Raw genomic sequence first — 15178 nt, 5'->3', positions numbered from 1 at the left:
TGCGCCTATTCGGTGGCGGGCGTTGCGTCGGCGGTGTCGGTGCCCTCGGGCCCGCGTTCCTCCGGGGTGACGGTCATGTCCGGAGAGACCTTCTGGAGGCCGGCCACGATCACCCGGTCGCCGGGCGCGACGCCGCCGGTGACCACCCAGTCCGCCCCACGGTCGCTGCGCACGGTCAGTTGGCGGCTCTCGACGACGTTCTCGCCGTTGACCACCATGGCCACGGGCCGGCCGCGCCGGTCGCGGGTCACGCCTTCCTGCGGGACGAGGATGGCGTTCTCGACGATGCCCTGCGGCACCTGCACCTGGGTATACATGCCTGGCAGCAGGAAGCCTTCCGGGTTGGGGAACTCGAGCCGCAGCACGACGACGCCGGTCTGCTCGTTGACGTGCGGCTCGGCGGCGGCGAGGCGTCCGGTGTGGTCGTAGTCGATGCCGTCGGCCAGCGTCAGCGTCACCATCGCGTCGCCGTCGCCCGCCAGTTCCTGCCCGGAGCGGCGCCACGAAAGTATCTCGGCGGCCGACTGCGTCACGTCGACGTAGACCGGGTCGAGATCGCGGATCACCGTGAGCGCGGTCGCCTGCCCGGCGGTCACCAGCGCGCCCTGGGTCGCCTGGCTGAGGCCGGCGACGCCCGAGATCGGCGCGGTGATCGTGGTGCGTTCGAGGTCGATCTCGGCCGAGAGCAGGTTGGCGCGGGCGACCTGCACGGCGGCCTCGGCGCTGTCGCGGGCCGCGATGGCGTCATCGAGGTTCTGCTGGCTGGTCACGTTGCGGTCGCGCAGCTCGGTCTGGCGCTCTTCCTCGCGCCGCGCGGCGCGTAGCTGGGCCTCGGCCTGCGTCAGCGAGGCCTCGGCAGCGGCTTTCTGGGCCTCGTAGGTGGCGGCGTCGATGCGGTAGAGCGGATCGCCCCTCTCGACCGGGCGGCCCTCCTCGAAAAGGCGCTCGGTGATGATGCCGCTGACCTGCGGACGCACCTCGGCCACGCCCGAGGCGGCAACCCGGCCCGGCAGGGTCGAGGTCAGGGTGACATCAGATGCTTCGAGGGTCACGACGGTGACGGCAGTGGGCGGCGCCTCGCCGCCCTGCTGCTGGGCCAGCGCCGGCGCCGAGAAGAGACCGATGGCCAGGACGAGCCGGACCAACGACGACATGGAAAGAGATTTCGGCATGAATCTGCTCCGGGTGGAAGGAATGGCGGCGCACGGCCGTTGGGGTCTTGAGTCGCATTATGGAAACTGGCAGGTTTTGTAAAGTTGAAGGATGCTGCAGGTGCACTGCGTATATGCACATCTTCGTGGGAGACCGCCGCTTTGGCGAATGACTCATCAAAGGAGGCGGGGCACGCCTGTTGCGAGCCGCGGCGCCGCGGCCGGCCATTGCAGATGGACCGCGCGCAGCGCGAATCCATCGTGCTGGACGCGACGATGGACCTGCTGGCGCGGGCGCCGCTCGAAGAGGTGACGATGGCCGACATCGCCCGGCACGCGGGCATGTCCAAGCGCACGCTCTACGGCATGTTCCCGAGCCGCGAGCAGCTTCTGGGCGCGAGCCTGGCACGGGTGAGCGAGTGGCTGTTCCGGCCGCTGGCCTCGGAGGACCGGGGCGGCACGCTGGAGGAGCGGCTGCAGCTGATCCTGACGATCAACCCGCTGCCCTACCTCGCGGGGACGACGCTCGAGATCCTGCGGGTGGTGATCGCCAAGGCGCATACCTATCCCGACCTGGCGCGGCGGATCGGCGAAGAGGGACAGTCGCGCGTGATCGGGCTGGTGCGCGCGGAACTGGCCGAGGGCGTCTCCGCGGGCGAGCTGACGCTGGGCGAGGAGGAGCTGGACCACGCCGCGACGATGCTGGTGGACATGGTCCTGGGCAACGGCATCCGCAAGCTGCTGGACACGGCGGTGGCCGAGCGCGACATGGACGAGCATCCGGTGCGCCGGGACCGCGCGATCCGGATCTTCCTCGACGGCACGCGGCGGCGCGACCCGGCCTAGCGCAGGCCCTCGAAGGCGCCGCCCGAGACCGGGGTGCCGTCGGTGAGCGTGCCCAGCACCTCCAGATCGCGACTCAGCACCACGAGCCCCGCGCGGCGGCCCGGCGCGATGCGGCCGATGTCGTCGCGGCCGAGCGCGCGTGCGGGCGTGTCGGTCGCCATGCGGATCGCCTCTTCCGGGCGCAGGCCGGCGAGGTCGATCATGTTGCGCACCGCCTCGATCATCGACAGGTGCGCGCCGCCCAGCGTGCCCGCGTCATCCACGAGCCGGCCCGCGCGCAGGAACACGCGCTTTCCACCAATCTCGAAACTGTCGCGCGTGCCCTCGAGCGTGAGCATGGCATCGGTCACGAGGCAAAGCCGGTCCGGCATGGTGCGGGCCGCCAGCGAGAGGTTCGCGGGGTGAACGTGGTGTCCGTCGGCGATGATGCCCGCGTGGCGCACCAGCCCGCCCAGCGCGGCGCCCACCAGCCCCGGCTCGCGCGGCGTCATCTGGGACATGGCGTTGTAAAGATGCGTGGCGCCCGAGAGGCCGGCCTCTGCGGCCCCGCGCAGCGTGTCGAAGCCGGCCTCGCTGTGGCCGGCAAAGACGGTCCAGCCGGCCTTTGCCAGGCGCGAGACGACCTCAGGCCCGACTTCCTCGGGCGCGAGCGTGATCAGCCCGGCGCCCGGCGGCGCCTGGCAGAGCCGGGCGAGGTCCTCGGCATCGGGGCGCCGGATCGCGTCGGCCGGATGGATGCCGGGACGGCGCGGGCTGAGGAAGGGGCCCTCGAGGTGCAGCCCCAGGATGCCGGGCACCTCCTGCGCGATGGCGTCGCGGGTGGCGTCGAGCGCGGAGGCATAGGCGCGGCCCGGCGCGGTGATGAAGGTCGGCAGCAGCCATGACGTGCCGCCACGCGCGGCCCCGGCGGCCATGGTACGCAGGGTGGCCACGTCGGGCGCATCGTTGAACTGCGCATCGGCGGCGCCGTTGATCTGCAGGTCGACGAAGCCCGGCGCGAGCACCGGCACGCGCAGCACCGGCCGCGCGCCGCCGTCGCCGGGAGAGCCCAGCGCGACGATCCGGCCATCCCTCAGGTGCACGGCCACGTCGTGCCGGGGCGCGGCACCCGTGCCGTCGTAAAGCCGCTCCGCCTCGATGATGATGTCCTGGCCGGTCATCGCCTTGCCCCTGTTGCCGCCCAAGCTATCAACGCTCCGGCGCGGCGGCGCAACCGCGCATGGCATAGTGACGCAGAGCGCAGTCGCGGCGTGGCGGCGCCGTGGGGCCTGTGGGACAACACGACACGGCCCGCGCGACGGATGTTGACCTCCGCGAGCGGCCGCTACCTTTCAGGGGCGGAAAGCCCGCCAGGAATGTTCACAGATGCAGATCGGGAGGATCACATGACATCGAGACTTATCCCAGCCCTTGCAGCAATCGCCCTCGCCGGGCCGGCCCTCGCCGAGAGCCACGCACCCAGCGGCGACGCCGAGGCAGGCGAACGCGCCTTCCGCCAGTGCCGCAGCTGCCACATGATCGAAAGCCCCGACGAGACCATCGTGCGCGGCGGCCAGACCGGGCCGAACCTCTACGGCGTGGCCGGACGTACTGCCGGCACGGTCGAGGACTTCCGCTATTCCGACCTTATGGTCGCGGCAGGCGAAGCCGGGCTGGAATGGGACGAGGAAAGCTTCACCGGCTACATCCAGGACCCGACCGGCTTCCTGCACGAGGCGGCGGAGACCGACAGCGGCCGCAGCAACATGTCGTTCCAGCTGCGCCGCGAAGACGACGCGCCGGACCTCTGGGCCTATCTCGTCTCGGTCGGCCCCGACGGCGACATGTGATCGCGACGCGATCCGCCGGGTCGCGCCGCGCGGCGCGACCCTGATTGGCGGCCGGTCCCGCCGGGCGTCCGCACACCATGCCCCCCGACATCGCCAGCGCGCGCTTGCCCGGAGACATCCGGGCTGCTTAACTCGCGCCATGATGCGCCGCATGACATCGCGCGGGTGCCTGACCGCCAGCCTCGCGCTCTGCGCGGCGACGGCCCTTGCCGGGCCGCCCGATCCGCTCGACCCGATGGATTTCATGCCGGTCGACCGCGCCGAGGCGCGGCTGGGCCAGATGTTGTTCTACGATCCGATCCTGTCGGGCAACCGCAGCGTTTCCTGCGCGAGCTGCCACCACCCGCGCTTTGCCACCGGCGACGGGGTCTCGCTGGGGCTGGGCGACGGTGGCATCGGGCTGGGCCCCGACCGGCACGCCGACCCCGACAACCCGCCAGAGCAGCGCATCCCGCGCAACGCGCCGCCGCTTTTCAACGTGGGGCACGCGGACCTCAAGGCGCTCTTCGCCGACGGACGTATCGAGATCGACCGCAGCCGCCCCTCGGGCTTCCGCACGCCGCTCGAGGACGCGATGATCCCCGGCTTCTCGGGTATCCTGTCCGCGCAGACCATGTTCCCCGTGCTCTCGCCGGACGAGATGGCGGGCCACTACCAGGAGAACGACGTCTCGAAGGCCGTGCGACAGGGGCGCCTGACCGGCCCCGGCGGCGCCTGGGACCTGATCGCGCGGCGCGTGGCCGCCGTGCCCGCCTATGTCGAAATGGTGCGTGAGGCCTATCCCTGGATCGAGACGCCGGACGAGATCGGATTCACCGACATTTCCAACGCCATCGCGGCCTTCATGGCGCTGGAATGGCGCGCCGACGACAGCGCCTTCGACCGTCACCTTCGCGGCGAGGCACCGCTGACCGGCGCGGCGCTCGAGGGGATGGCGCTGTTCTACGGCGAGGCGGGCTGCGCCGCCTGCCATTCCGGTCCCCTGCTGTCGGATCACGGCTTTCACGCCATGGCCGCGCCGCAGCTGGGGCCGGGCAAGGCCGAGAGCTTCGAGACGCACCAGCGCGACCTGGGCCGCATGCGCGTGACGGGGCACGAGGCCGATGCCCATGCCTTTCGCACGCCGATGCTGCGCAACGTGACGCGGACCGGGCCCTGGGGGCACGCGGGCGGGCACGACGACCTGCGGGCCTTCCTCCGCGACCATGCCGACCCGGTGGCCGGGCTTGACGCCTACGAACGCCAAGCAGTGCTGCCGCAGGTCGAGGGGCTGGCGGCGGACTGGGCGGTGATGGAGAACGCCGAGGAACGCGGCGCCATCGCCGCGGCGGTCACGCAGCCGGCGCATCCGCTGTCGGAGGCGGACCTCGATGCGCTCATGGCCTTCATGGCGGCGCTGACCGACGAGGCCTCGCTCTCGGGGCGGCTGGGCGTGCCCCAGAGCGTGCCCTCGGGCCTGCCGGTCGACCGCTAGCCGTCAGTCGCGCGAGACGCGCAGCACCTGCCCGGTCTTCGCAGCCTGCCAGCCGGTGGAGGTGCCGTCGGGCCAGATCACCCGCAGCTCGGCTTCTTCGTGCGGGCCGAGGCCGAAGTGCACCGGGCCCGCCTGCCCGCCCGCGTGACCGCCACCGACGGTGACCTCGCGGCTTTGCAGGCCCTGGGGCGTGCGCAGCTCGACCCAGGCGCCGACGGCCCGGGTGTTTGGCGCAGGCGCACGGGGCTCGACCGCGAGCCATTGGCCGGTATCGGGCGTCTCGTTGCGCCAGATCCGCAATGGCGCGCGGCGGTTGTTGACCACGAGATCGAGCCGTCCGTCGCCGTCGAAATCCGCCAGCGCCGCGCCCCGTGATCGGGCGTCGTCGCCGATGCCCGCCGCGCCGCCGGCCTCGGAAAAGGTGCCGTCAGGGGCCTGCATCAGCAGGTTGTTCGGATCGCGCATGGCGTTGGAAGGCATCTGGTCGACGTTGCCCTTGGCGATGAAGAGATCGAGCCGCCCGTCGTTGTCGACATCTCCGAACTCGGCGTGCCAGCCGGTCGAGGGGCGGCCGTCGTCCCCGGAATAGGGCCGCTGGGCCGCCGCGCCGACCTCGTAGGGCGCGTTGCGCCAGGCGTCGCCCTCGTTGAACTGCAGCAGCTGGTCGCCCATCGAGGTCAGCATGACCTCGGGGCGGCCGTCGCCGGTGATGTCTGCGCTGGCAATGCCCATGCCCCAGAGCGAGACCTTCTTCCAGCCGTCGGCCTCGGTGCGCGGCGCCAGCGGGTCGAGGCGCCACATCTCCTCGTAGCCGCCGCGGATGTAGTAGTGCCGGTCGTTCGAGATCCGCAGCTCGGGCGTGCCGCTGCGCTGCCAGTCCGAGATCAGCATCGAAAGCGCGCAGTAACCCGGCGAGAGCGTGAGGGGCTGGCCGTAGCTGTCGCCCTCTGGGCGATGAAGCGCGTTGTCGTCGCAGGCGCCGAAGGGGCCGTCGGGGTCCTCGCGGTCGACGTAGTTGCCGATCGCGAGCGTCGGGCGGGTGTTGCCCGGCTCCCAGGTGGCCGCGAAAGCGGTGGACCAGGCCGCGCCGCCGTCGAAGCCCCAGTCCCGGGTCGCGCCGGAAAAGCCGCAGGCGCCGTCACCGCGCAGCAGGCGGTTGGCGCCCACGCGCAGCACGGCGAGGTCGAGCGCCCCGTCGCCGTCGATGTCGAGCGGATAGGCCCCGGTCACCCCGGTCATCCCGGCAAGCCCCCCGTCGCGGAAGCGCAGCGGCGCCCCCGGCCCTTTCGTTTCGTTGACGAAGAGCCGCGCAGGTTCGGTGCCGCCGGCGGCGAGCACGTCGGGCCGGGCGTCGCCGTTGCAGTCGAGAACCGCGACGCCGCCGCCGACGTAGTGTTCCCACCCGCCGGAGTAGACGTGTTCGACCGGCAAGGCATCGGGCTGCAGGGCGAAGCGGGGCTCGGCCGTGGCGGCGGCGGGCAGCAGGAGCGCGAGGGCGAGCGCGGGCTTCATGCGACTGCCTCCTGCGCGGCGCCCAGCTCGGTCTGGGTCACCAGCGAAAGCGCCAGCGCCGCCGCGCCGTGCGCCCAGAGCAGGTCGCCCCACTCGTGCAGTTCGAGCGGCGGCATGGTCTGGCCCTCGTCGATGGCATAGGCGCGCATCTCGGCGCGCAGGTCCTCGGGCTGGAGCCAGTCATAGCGCATGCGGTCGCCGGAGATGATGATGAGCGTCGGATCGAAGAGGTTGACCACGTTCGCAAGCCCCGCCGCGAGGTAGCGCCCGGCCTGCCGAAAAACCGATGCCGCGGCCTCGCTTCCGTCCTTGGCGGCGCGGTGCAGGCTCTCGATCACATCGGGGATCTCGGGCAGACGCTCGGTCCCGACGTTGAGCGCGGCGGTCGCCTCCCGCGCCAAGGCATAGTCGGCGACATAGGCCTCGAGACAGCCGCGCTGCCCGCAGCGGCAGAGCGCGCCGCCGAGGTGCACCTTGGTGTGGCCCAGTTCGAGCCCCAGCCCCTTGGAGCCGCGGAAGAGCCCGTGGTTCAGCACCACGCCCATGCCGAGGCCGTGCTCGATGGTGATGACCGCGAAATCCTGCTTGTCGCGGCCCTTTCCGAACCAGAGTTCGGCCAAGGCCACGAGGTTGGCATCGTTGTCGATGGTCACGGGCAGACCCAACCGCTCGGAGGCGCGCGGCGCCATGTCGACATCGCGCCCCGCCAGCACCGGCGACCAGGCGACCCGCCCGCGGGCGTGGTCCACGAAGCCCGGGATGCCGAGGCCCAGCGCGGCGACGTCGGCGCGGTCGAGCCCCGCGTCGCGCACCATCGTGTCGAGCATCTCGTCGATGGCGGCGATCTGGGTGTCGGGGTTCATGCTGCCCGGAGTCACCGCGTGACGCACCGCCGCGAGTTGCCCTCCCGCGAAATCCACGAGGATGCCCGTGCGTTCGCGGTCCGAGAGCTTGATCCCCGCGACGCAGAAGGCCTCGGGCCGGACGGCGAGGCCCACGGGCGGGCGCCCGCGCACCACGTCGCCCGGATCGCGCGCGACCGGCGCCTCGCGCAGCACGCCGGCCTCGATCAGTTCGGCGGTCATGGTCGAGACGGTGCCCGGCGAGATGCCCAGCGCCTTGGCCGCCCGCGCCCGCGAGACCGGGCCGGTGGCGCGGATATAGTCGAAGATCTGGACCTTGAGCGGCCGCGCCACCGAGGCGTTGTCCACGATCAGGGGACCGCAGCGTGTCATCGGGCCGGGGCGGGCATCCGCGCTCATTTCATTTTCTCTCCGAACTTATTCTGCGGCAAATCAACCAACACCCTGCCGCACATGCGCTTCGCATCCGCAGCATGACCCGATGTTAGCTTGATATCGGGCAGAATGGCAAAGATTAAATTTGACAGACGAATTAAATACGGCAAGATGCCAGCAGACCCGGGTGAGGAGACCCGGGGCGACTCAGGGAGGATTACATGATGAAAAGACGCACGCTGCTCGCGGCAGCGCTCTCGGCCACGTGCCTGACTTCGCCCGTGCTGGCGCAGGACGGCCCGGTCATCGGCGTGAGCTGGTCGAACTTCCAGGAAGAGCGCTGGAAGACGGACGAGGCCGCGATCCAGTCGGCGCTGGAAGAGGCCGGCGCAAGCTACATCTCGGCGGATGCGCAGTCGTCCTCGTCCAAGCAGCTGTCGGACGTGGAATCGCTCATCAGCCAGGGCGCCGACGCGCTCATCATCCTGGCGCAGGACAGCCAGGCGATCATTCCGGCGGTCCAGCAGGCCGCCAACGAGGGTATCCCGGTGGTGGGCTATGACCGCCTGATCGAGGACCCCCGCGCCTTCTACCTGACCTTCGACAACATCGAGGTCGGCCGCATGCAGGCCCGCGCGGTGCTCGAGGCGCAGCCCGAGGGCAACTACGTGATGATCAAGGGCTCGCCCACCGATCCCAACGCCGACTTCCTGCGCGGCGGCCAGCAGGAGATCCTGCAGGACGCCATCGACGCAGGCGACATCACCATCGTCGGCGAGGCCTATACCGACCAGTGGCTGCCGGCCAACGCGCAGCGCAACATGGAACAGATCCTGACCGCGAACGACAACAACGTCGACGCGGTGGTCGCCTCGAACGACGGCACCGCCGGCGGCGCCGTGGCGGCGCTGACCGCGCAGGGCATGGACGGCATCCCGGTCTCGGGGCAGGACGGCGACCACGCGGCGCTGAACCGCATCGCGCGCGGCACGCAGACCGTCTCGGTCTGGAAGGACGCCCGCGACCTGGGCCGCCGCGCCGGCGAGATCGCCGTCGCCATGGCCGAGGGCACCGACATGCGCGAGCTGGAAGGCGCGCAGGAGTGGACCTCGCCGGGCGGCACGACGCTCTGGGCCGAGTTCCTCGAGCCGGTGCCGGTCACCCGGGACAACCTCGACACCGTGGTCGATGCCGGCTGGATCTCGCAGGACGCGCTCTGCCAGGGCGTGACCGACGGTCCCTCGCCCTGCAACTGATCGCCTGATCCCGCGGACCCCGGCCGGGCGCCGGGGTCCGCCCCCACTTCAGCACCAGAGGTCACGCCATGGCCGAGGCCAGCGCAACCGACAACCCGTCCGGTCGCAGGAACATCTTCCAGACACTCGAGATCGACACCCGCCTGCTGGGCATGGTCGGTGCCTTCGTCGTGGTCTGCCTGATGTTCAACATCCTCACGGATGGGCGCTTCCTGACATCGCGCAACATCTTCAACCTGACGATCCAGACGGTCAGCGTGGCGATCATGGCCACGGGCATGGTCTTCGTGATCGTCACCCGCCACATCGACCTGAGCGTCGGCTCGCTGCTGGCCACCTGTTCGGCCATGATGGCGATCACGCAGACGCAGCTTCTGCCCGGCATGGGGCTGGACTACGGCAACCCCCTGATCGCGCCGGTCGCGATCATCGTGGGGCTGCTGACCGGCGCGCTGATCGGCGCCTTCCACGGCTGGCTGGTCGGCTACCTGACGATCCCCGCCTTCATCGTGACGCTGGGCGGCCTTCTGGTCTGGCGCAACGTCGCCTGGTACCTGACCAGCGGCCAGACCATCGGCCCGCTGGACGAGAACTTCCAGTTGCTGGGCGGCATCGGCGGCACCATGGGCGAAACCGGCAGCTGGATCGTCGGGCTGATCGGCGTGGCCGCGTCCTGCGTCGCGATCTGGCAGGCCCGGCGCGCGCGGATCTCGCACGACTTCCCGGTCAAGCCGGTCTGGGCGGAGGTCGCGCTCATGGTCGTCTCGGCGGTGCTGATCCTGGGCTTCGTCGCGATCCTGAACGCCTACGAGGTGCCCGGCCGCGTGCTGGAACGCACCTTCGAGGCGCGGGGCGAGACCATGCCCGAGGGTTATACCGCCGGCTACGGCGTGCCCTACTCCGTGCTGCTGCTGATCGCCATCGCCGTCGTCATGACGGTGGTCGCGCGGCGCACGCGGCTGGGGCGCTACATCTTCGCCACCGGCGGCAACCCCGACGCGGCCGAGCTTTCGGGCATCAACACCCGCCTGCTGACGGTCAAGGTCTTCGCCATCATGGGCACGCTCTGCGCGCTGGCGGGTCTCGTGGCCTCGGCCCGGCTGTCGTTCCATTCGAACGACATCGGCACGCTGGACGAGCTGCGCGTCATCGCGGCGGCGGTGATCGGCGGCACCGCGCTCTCGGGCGGCGTGGGCACGATCTACGGCGCCATCCTGGGCGCGCTCATCATGCAGTCGCTGCAGTCGGGCATGGCCATGGTGGGCGTGGACGCCCCCTTCCAGAACATCGTCGTCGGCGCCGTGCTGGTGCTCGCCGTGCTTGTCGACATCATCTACCGCAAGCGCACGGGAGGTTCGTGATGGTGGATCGCAGCGGAACGCCCCTGGTCGAGATGCGCGACATCTCGATCGCCTTCGGCGGCATCAAGGCCGTCGACCACGTCAGCCTCGATCTCTACCCCGGCGAAGTCGTGGGCCTCCTGGGCCACAACGGCGCGGGCAAGTCGACGCTGATCAAGTGCCTCTCGGGCGCCTACCAGCAGGACGACGGCGAGGTGCATGTCAACGGCAGCAAGGCCACGATCAACAACCCCCGCGACGCGCGGCGCTACAACATCGAGACGATCTACCAGACGCTCGCGCTGGCCGACAATCTCGACGCCGCCTCGAACCTGTTCCTCGGCCGCGAGATCACCACGCCGACGGGGTTCATGGACGATGCCGCGATGGAGGCCGAGACGCGCAAGATCATGGCGCGGCTCAACCCCAACTTCCGCAAGTTCGCCTCGCCTGTCTCGGCGTTGTCGGGCGGGCAGCGGCAGTCGGTGGCCATCGCGCGGGCGGTCTACTTCCAGGCCAAGATCCTGATCATGGACGAACCAACGGCGGCGCTGGGTCCGCAGGAGACGCGCATGGTGGCCGAGCTGATCCAGGAACTGAAGCGCCAGGGGCTGGGCATCTTCCTGATCGACCACGACGTGCACCAGGTCAAGGCGCTCTGCGACCGCGCGGCGGTGATGAAGAACGGCGCGCTGGTGGGCGTGGTGAACGTGGACGAGGTCACCACCGACGACCTGCTCGCCATGATCATCGCCGGCAAGACGCCGGAGCATCTCGCGGCCTGAGGGCCCCCTCTCCCGCGCCGCCCCCTCGGGTGGCGCGGGTCAGTCCAGCGTGCGGCGGAAGCGCAGCAGCGCCGCGCCCGAAAGCACCAGCACGAAGATCGTGAGCGCGACGAAGGACTGCGACACGGTCGCCGCATCCGCCCCCTTGAGCATCACCGAGCGGATGAGGCGCAGGAAATGCGTCAGCGGAAAGACCTCGCCCAGCGCCTGCGCCCAGCCGGGCATGCCCCGGAAGGGGAACATGAACCCCGAGAGCATCAGCGACGGCAGGAAGAAGAAGAAGGTCATCTGCATGGCCTGCATCTGCGTGCGCGCCACGGTCGAGATCAGGTAGCCCAGGATCACCAGCGCCAGCACGAAAAGAAAGACCCCGGCAAGGATCACCGAGAGCGCCCCCACCATCGGGATGGAGAACAGCGCCTTGGCCGAGATCAGCACCACCGCCACCTGCACTGCGCCCACGGCAAGGTAGGGCACCACCTTGCCCAGCATGATCTCGAGCGGCGTCGCGGGCATCGAGAGCAACGTCTCCATTGTGCCGCGCTCGGTCTCGCGGGTGAGCGCCATGGCGGTCATCATGACCATCGTGAGCTGCAGGATCACCCCCAGCAGGCCGGGCACGATGTTGTACTGGGTGACGCCCTCGGGGTTGTAGCGCCGGTGCACGACGACGTTGAGCGGCGGCGCGGGCACCGAGACGCCGCTCTCGCGGCGCAGCGCCTCCTGTGCCACGGTGCCGAGGGTCGAGATCGCGCCGGAGGCGACCGAGGGGTCGGTGGCGTCGGCCTCGATCAGGATCGACGGCTCGGCCCCCTTCTCGACGCGTCGGCCGAAGTCCGAGGGCACCGTGACGACGAAGACCACGTCCCCGCGCGAGATCATCGCCTCGGCCTCGGCGGCCGTCGCGTCGGGGGCGACGAAGCGGTAGTAGCCCGTGAGTTCCAGCGCCGAGACCATGGCGCGGGTGAAGCGGTCCTGCGTCGGGGACACAAGCGCGGCGGGCAGGTCGCGCGGGTCGGTGTTGATGGCGAAGCCGAAGAGCACGAGCTGCACCAGCGGAATGCCGATCATCATGCCGAAGGTCATGCGGTCGCGCCGCATCTGGATCGATTCCTTGACGATCAGCGTCCAGAGCCGGGTGAGCGAGAGGAGCCGCCTCATGCCATGTTGTCCTGTGCGTCACCCATCAACTGGATGAAGACATCCTCCAGCGAGGTCTCGGCCTCGGTCATGCGGGTGCCGCTTTGCCCGGCCACGCGACGCGCGGTGTCGCGCAGCGCTGCACCGTCGCGCCCGACGACATGCAGCGAATTGCCGAAGGGCGCGATCTGCTCGACGCCCGGCTGGCCGCGCAGCAGCCGCGCGGCCTGGGCGGTCCCCTGCCCTTCGAGGATCACCGTGGTGAGGCCCGCGTCGCGCACCACCTCGGCCACGGTGCCGCGCGCCACGAGCTTGCCGTAGGACAGGTAGTTGATCCGGTGACAGCGCTCGGCCTCGTCCATGTAGTGAGTCGAGACCAGCACCGTCAGCCCCTCGGCCGCGAGGCGGTGGATCTCGTCCCAGAAATCGCGCCGCGCCTTGGGATCGACGCCGGCGGTGGGCTCGTCCAGCATCAGCAGGTCGGGCTTGTGCATGACGCAGGCAGCCAGCGCGAGGCGCTGCTTCCAGCCGCCCGAGAGGGCACCGGCAAGCTGGTCGCGCCGGGCGTGCAACCCGAGGTCATGGAGCGTGTCCGAGACCACGGCGCGGCGGTTGCGCATGCCGTAGAGCCCGGCGACGAAGTCGAGATTCTCGCGGATCGTGAGATCCTCGTAGAAGGAAAAGCGCTGGGTCATGTAGCCGACCCGGCGCTTGATCGCCCCGCGCTCGCGCAGGATGTCGTGGCCCAGCACCCGGCCCGAGCCGCCATCGGGCTCCAGCAGCCCGCACATGAGCCGGATCGTCGTGGTCTTGCCCGACCCGTTGGGGCCGAGAAAGCCCGCGATCTCGCCCGTGCCGACCTCGAGCGAGACGTCATCGACCACGGTCCGGTCGCCGAAGCGCTTGGTCAGGTGCTCGACGCGGATCGCGGGCGCGCTCATGGCGCTGCCGCGAGCGAGACGTCGACGATCTGCCCGGGCTTCAGCCCCGAACCCGGCGCGGGCTGCGCCTCGACGAGGTAAACCAGCTTCTGCCGGTTCTCGAGCGAGTAGATCACCGGCGGCGTGAACTCGGCCGCGTCCGAGATATAGGTCACGCGGGCCGCCAAGCCCTCCGGGCAGCCGTCGCAGCCCACCGTGAGGGCGCTGCCCACCTCGACCTGCGAGAAGGCCGTCTCGGGCAGGTAGAGCCGAAGCTTGACCGCGCCGTCGGGCAGCAGCGAGAGGACCGGCGCCGAGGGGCCCGCGATCTCTCCCGGGGTGCGGATCACGTCGAAGACCCGGCCGTCGGCGGGTGCGCGCAGGCTGCGCTGGTCGAGGTTCCAGCGCGCCTGGTCGCGCGCGGCCTCGGCCCCGTCGCGGGCGGCCTTGGCGGCGGCGATGGCCTGCCCGCGGGCGGGCAGCCGGGCGGCGGCGAGCTCGGCCTCGATCTGGGCGACCTGCGCCTCGGCCACCTTTGCGGCGGTCTCGGCGTCATCCGCCTGGCTCCGGGTCGCGGCCCCGCGTGCGGCGAGGCTCTCCATACGGTCGCGGGTGCGGCGCGCCTCTTCGGCCTGGGCGCGGGCCGAGGCGAGCGAGGCCTCGATCACCCGGATCTCGGCCGGGCGCTTGCCCTCCTGCAGGTCCAGCAGCTCGCTTTCCGCCTTGGCCAGCGCCGCCTCGGCCTGCGCGAGCGCGATCTCGGCGTCCCGGCGCTCCATCTGCACGAGCGTCTCACCCGCCACGACCCGGTCGCCGCGCGCCACGGCGACGGACTGGATCTGCGCCGTGGCGACGGGCGCGACGAGCGTGAACTCGCCCTCGGCATAGCCGGTAGCGAGCGGCGCGGGCGGCGCGCAGGTCGAGAACAACGCGACGGCGAGCGGCAGGGCACAGAGGAAATCAGTCATCGGCTGCCCCTGTCCAGTGCGGCCTGCAGGTGATCGGCGAGCACGTCCGCGATGCGCAGGCCCTCGTCCGGGCCGATCGCGTCCCAGTCCATGCGGCGCAGAACGAAGGGCTGCGCGATGCGGAAATAGACCACCTGCCCGAGCACCGCGAAGACCGCGAGGCGCACCTCTTCGCTTTCGGGGTCCTGTCCCGTCGCCGCGCCCCAGAGCGCGCAGAGCTCGCGGTGCTTGGGGCCGATGAAGGCGCCGTAGAGCAAGTCGACGGTTGCCTCGGAGCCCGCCATCTCGCGCAGCAGGAAGCCCACCATGTCCTGCGCCTCGCGGCTCTCGGTGAGGAAATGCGCGAGGTCGCGCAGCATGGTCTCGAGCCGGCGGCGTGCCTCGGAGGGAGCCACGTCGCCGTGGTCGCGTGGCGGGCCGACGACTTGCGAGATACTGCTGGCCAGCGCGTGGGCGCAGGCCTCGTGCAGGCCGGACTTGCCGCCGAAGTGATAACCGATGGCCGCGACGTTCGTGCCCGCCTGCGCGGCGAGGCGCCGCGTGGTGACGGCGGCATAGCCTTCGGCCCCGAAGAGCTGGAAGCCGGCCCGGATCAGCCGGTCGCGGGTGGCCTCGGGGTCGCGGAGGGTGGAGGTCGCTTCATTCATACGATCGATTTAAACAAATGATCAAGATTCGCGAAAGCGCGAAGTGTCATGAACCGGCGGCACTGCCCGGCC

Annotated in this window: 14 protein-coding genes; 6 read left to right on the top strand and 8 right to left on the bottom strand. The window is 70.6% G+C overall.

Annotated elements, in window-relative coordinates; translation table 11 throughout:
* Positions 1–5: 5 nt before the first annotated feature.
* Positions 6–1172 carry an efflux RND transporter periplasmic adaptor subunit gene (locus SALMUC_RS16270; protein ID WP_021120519.1) on the bottom strand — a complete coding sequence of 389 codons (1167 nt, stop codon included), beginning with the start codon at positions 1170–1172 and terminating at the stop codon, positions 6–8.
* A gap of 213 nt (positions 1173–1385) precedes the next feature.
* Between SALMUC_RS16270 and SALMUC_RS16265 the strand changes: the two genes are divergently transcribed.
* The gene (locus tag SALMUC_RS16265; RefSeq protein ID WP_020038540.1) at positions 1386–1997 is read left to right on the top strand and encodes a TetR/AcrR family transcriptional regulator; all 612 of its coding nucleotides are present in this window, start codon (positions 1386–1388) and stop codon (positions 1995–1997) included.
* On the opposite strand, the gene nagA is transcribed toward SALMUC_RS16265, so the two are convergent.
* Positions 1994–3157 (bottom strand): N-acetylglucosamine-6-phosphate deacetylase, encoded by a 1164-nt coding sequence (gene nagA, locus SALMUC_RS16260; protein WP_084514016.1) that lies wholly within the window; start codon positions 3155–3157, stop codon positions 1994–1996. The genes SALMUC_RS16265 and nagA overlap by 4 nt on opposite strands.
* A gap of 225 nt (positions 3158–3382) precedes the next feature.
* On the opposite strand from nagA, the gene SALMUC_RS16255 reads away from it, so the two are divergent.
* Both SALMUC_RS16255 and SALMUC_RS16250 read left to right on the top strand, forming a co-directional pair.
* Positions 3383–3826 (top strand): c-type cytochrome, encoded by a 444-nt coding sequence (locus tag SALMUC_RS16255; RefSeq protein WP_021120518.1) that lies wholly within the window; start codon positions 3383–3385, stop codon positions 3824–3826.
* 142 nt (positions 3827–3968) lie between these two features.
* Complete coding sequence (locus SALMUC_RS16250) at positions 3969–5300, top strand: cytochrome-c peroxidase (protein ID WP_051155928.1); 1332 nt, start codon at positions 3969–3971, stop codon at positions 5298–5300.
* A 3-nt stretch (positions 5301–5303) separates the two neighbouring features.
* Here the strand turns inward: SALMUC_RS16250 and SALMUC_RS16245 are convergent, their stop codons facing one another.
* Entirely contained in the window at positions 5304–6812 is a 1509-nt protein-coding gene (locus SALMUC_RS16245) for a CRTAC1 family protein (RefSeq protein WP_020038544.1), read from the bottom strand.
* Positions 6809–8074, bottom strand: coding sequence for an ROK family transcriptional regulator (locus tag SALMUC_RS16240; RefSeq protein WP_020038545.1), 1266 nt, complete (start codon positions 8072–8074; stop codon positions 6809–6811). Before SALMUC_RS16240 ends, SALMUC_RS16245 begins: the two co-directional genes overlap by 4 nt.
* 197 nt (positions 8075–8271) lie before the next feature.
* Between SALMUC_RS16240 and xylF the strand changes: the two genes are divergently transcribed.
* From xylF to SALMUC_RS16225, 3 genes are all read left to right on the top strand, one after another.
* Complete coding sequence (gene xylF / locus SALMUC_RS16235; RefSeq protein ID WP_020038546.1) at positions 8272–9306, top strand: D-xylose ABC transporter substrate-binding protein; 1035 nt, start codon at positions 8272–8274, stop codon at positions 9304–9306.
* Between the two features lie 68 nt (positions 9307–9374).
* A complete protein-coding gene (locus tag SALMUC_RS16230; RefSeq protein ID WP_020038547.1) occupies positions 9375–10667 on the top strand; it encodes a sugar ABC transporter permease in 1293 nt (430 codons plus the stop codon).
* A complete protein-coding gene (locus SALMUC_RS16225; protein WP_020038548.1) occupies positions 10667–11431 on the top strand; it encodes an ATP-binding cassette domain-containing protein in 765 nt (254 codons plus the stop codon). The genes SALMUC_RS16230 and SALMUC_RS16225 overlap by 1 nt, the downstream gene beginning before the upstream one ends.
* Before the next feature lie 39 nt (positions 11432–11470).
* Here SALMUC_RS16225 and SALMUC_RS16220 read toward each other — a convergent pair whose 3' ends face one another.
* From SALMUC_RS16220 to SALMUC_RS16205, 4 genes are read right to left on the bottom strand one after another with little or no spacing between them, the layout of a single operon-like run.
* Positions 11471–12592: an ABC transporter permease gene (locus SALMUC_RS16220; RefSeq protein WP_020038549.1), complete on the bottom strand. Its 1122-nt coding sequence runs from the start codon at positions 12590–12592 to the stop codon at positions 11471–11473.
* Entirely contained in the window at positions 12589–13512 is a 924-nt protein-coding gene (locus SALMUC_RS16215) for an ABC transporter ATP-binding protein (protein WP_020038550.1), read from the bottom strand. Before SALMUC_RS16215 ends, SALMUC_RS16220 begins: the two co-directional genes overlap by 4 nt.
* Entirely contained in the window at positions 13509–14459 is a 951-nt protein-coding gene (locus SALMUC_RS16210; RefSeq protein ID WP_020038551.1) for an HlyD family secretion protein, read from the bottom strand. Before SALMUC_RS16210 ends, SALMUC_RS16215 begins: the two co-directional genes overlap by 4 nt.
* Positions 14456–15106, bottom strand: coding sequence for a CerR family C-terminal domain-containing protein (locus SALMUC_RS16205; RefSeq protein ID WP_020038552.1), 651 nt, complete (start codon positions 15104–15106; stop codon positions 14456–14458). Before SALMUC_RS16205 ends, SALMUC_RS16210 begins: the two co-directional genes overlap by 4 nt.
* Between the last annotated feature and the right edge of the window lie 72 nt (positions 15107–15178).

This window comes from Salipiger mucosus DSM 16094, from assembly GCF_000442255.1.
GTDB lineage: Bacteria > Pseudomonadota > Alphaproteobacteria > Rhodobacterales > Rhodobacteraceae > Salipiger > Salipiger mucosus.
Note: the sequence above shows the minus strand (reverse complement) of the source record. Positions and strands in the feature narration are given on the sequence as shown.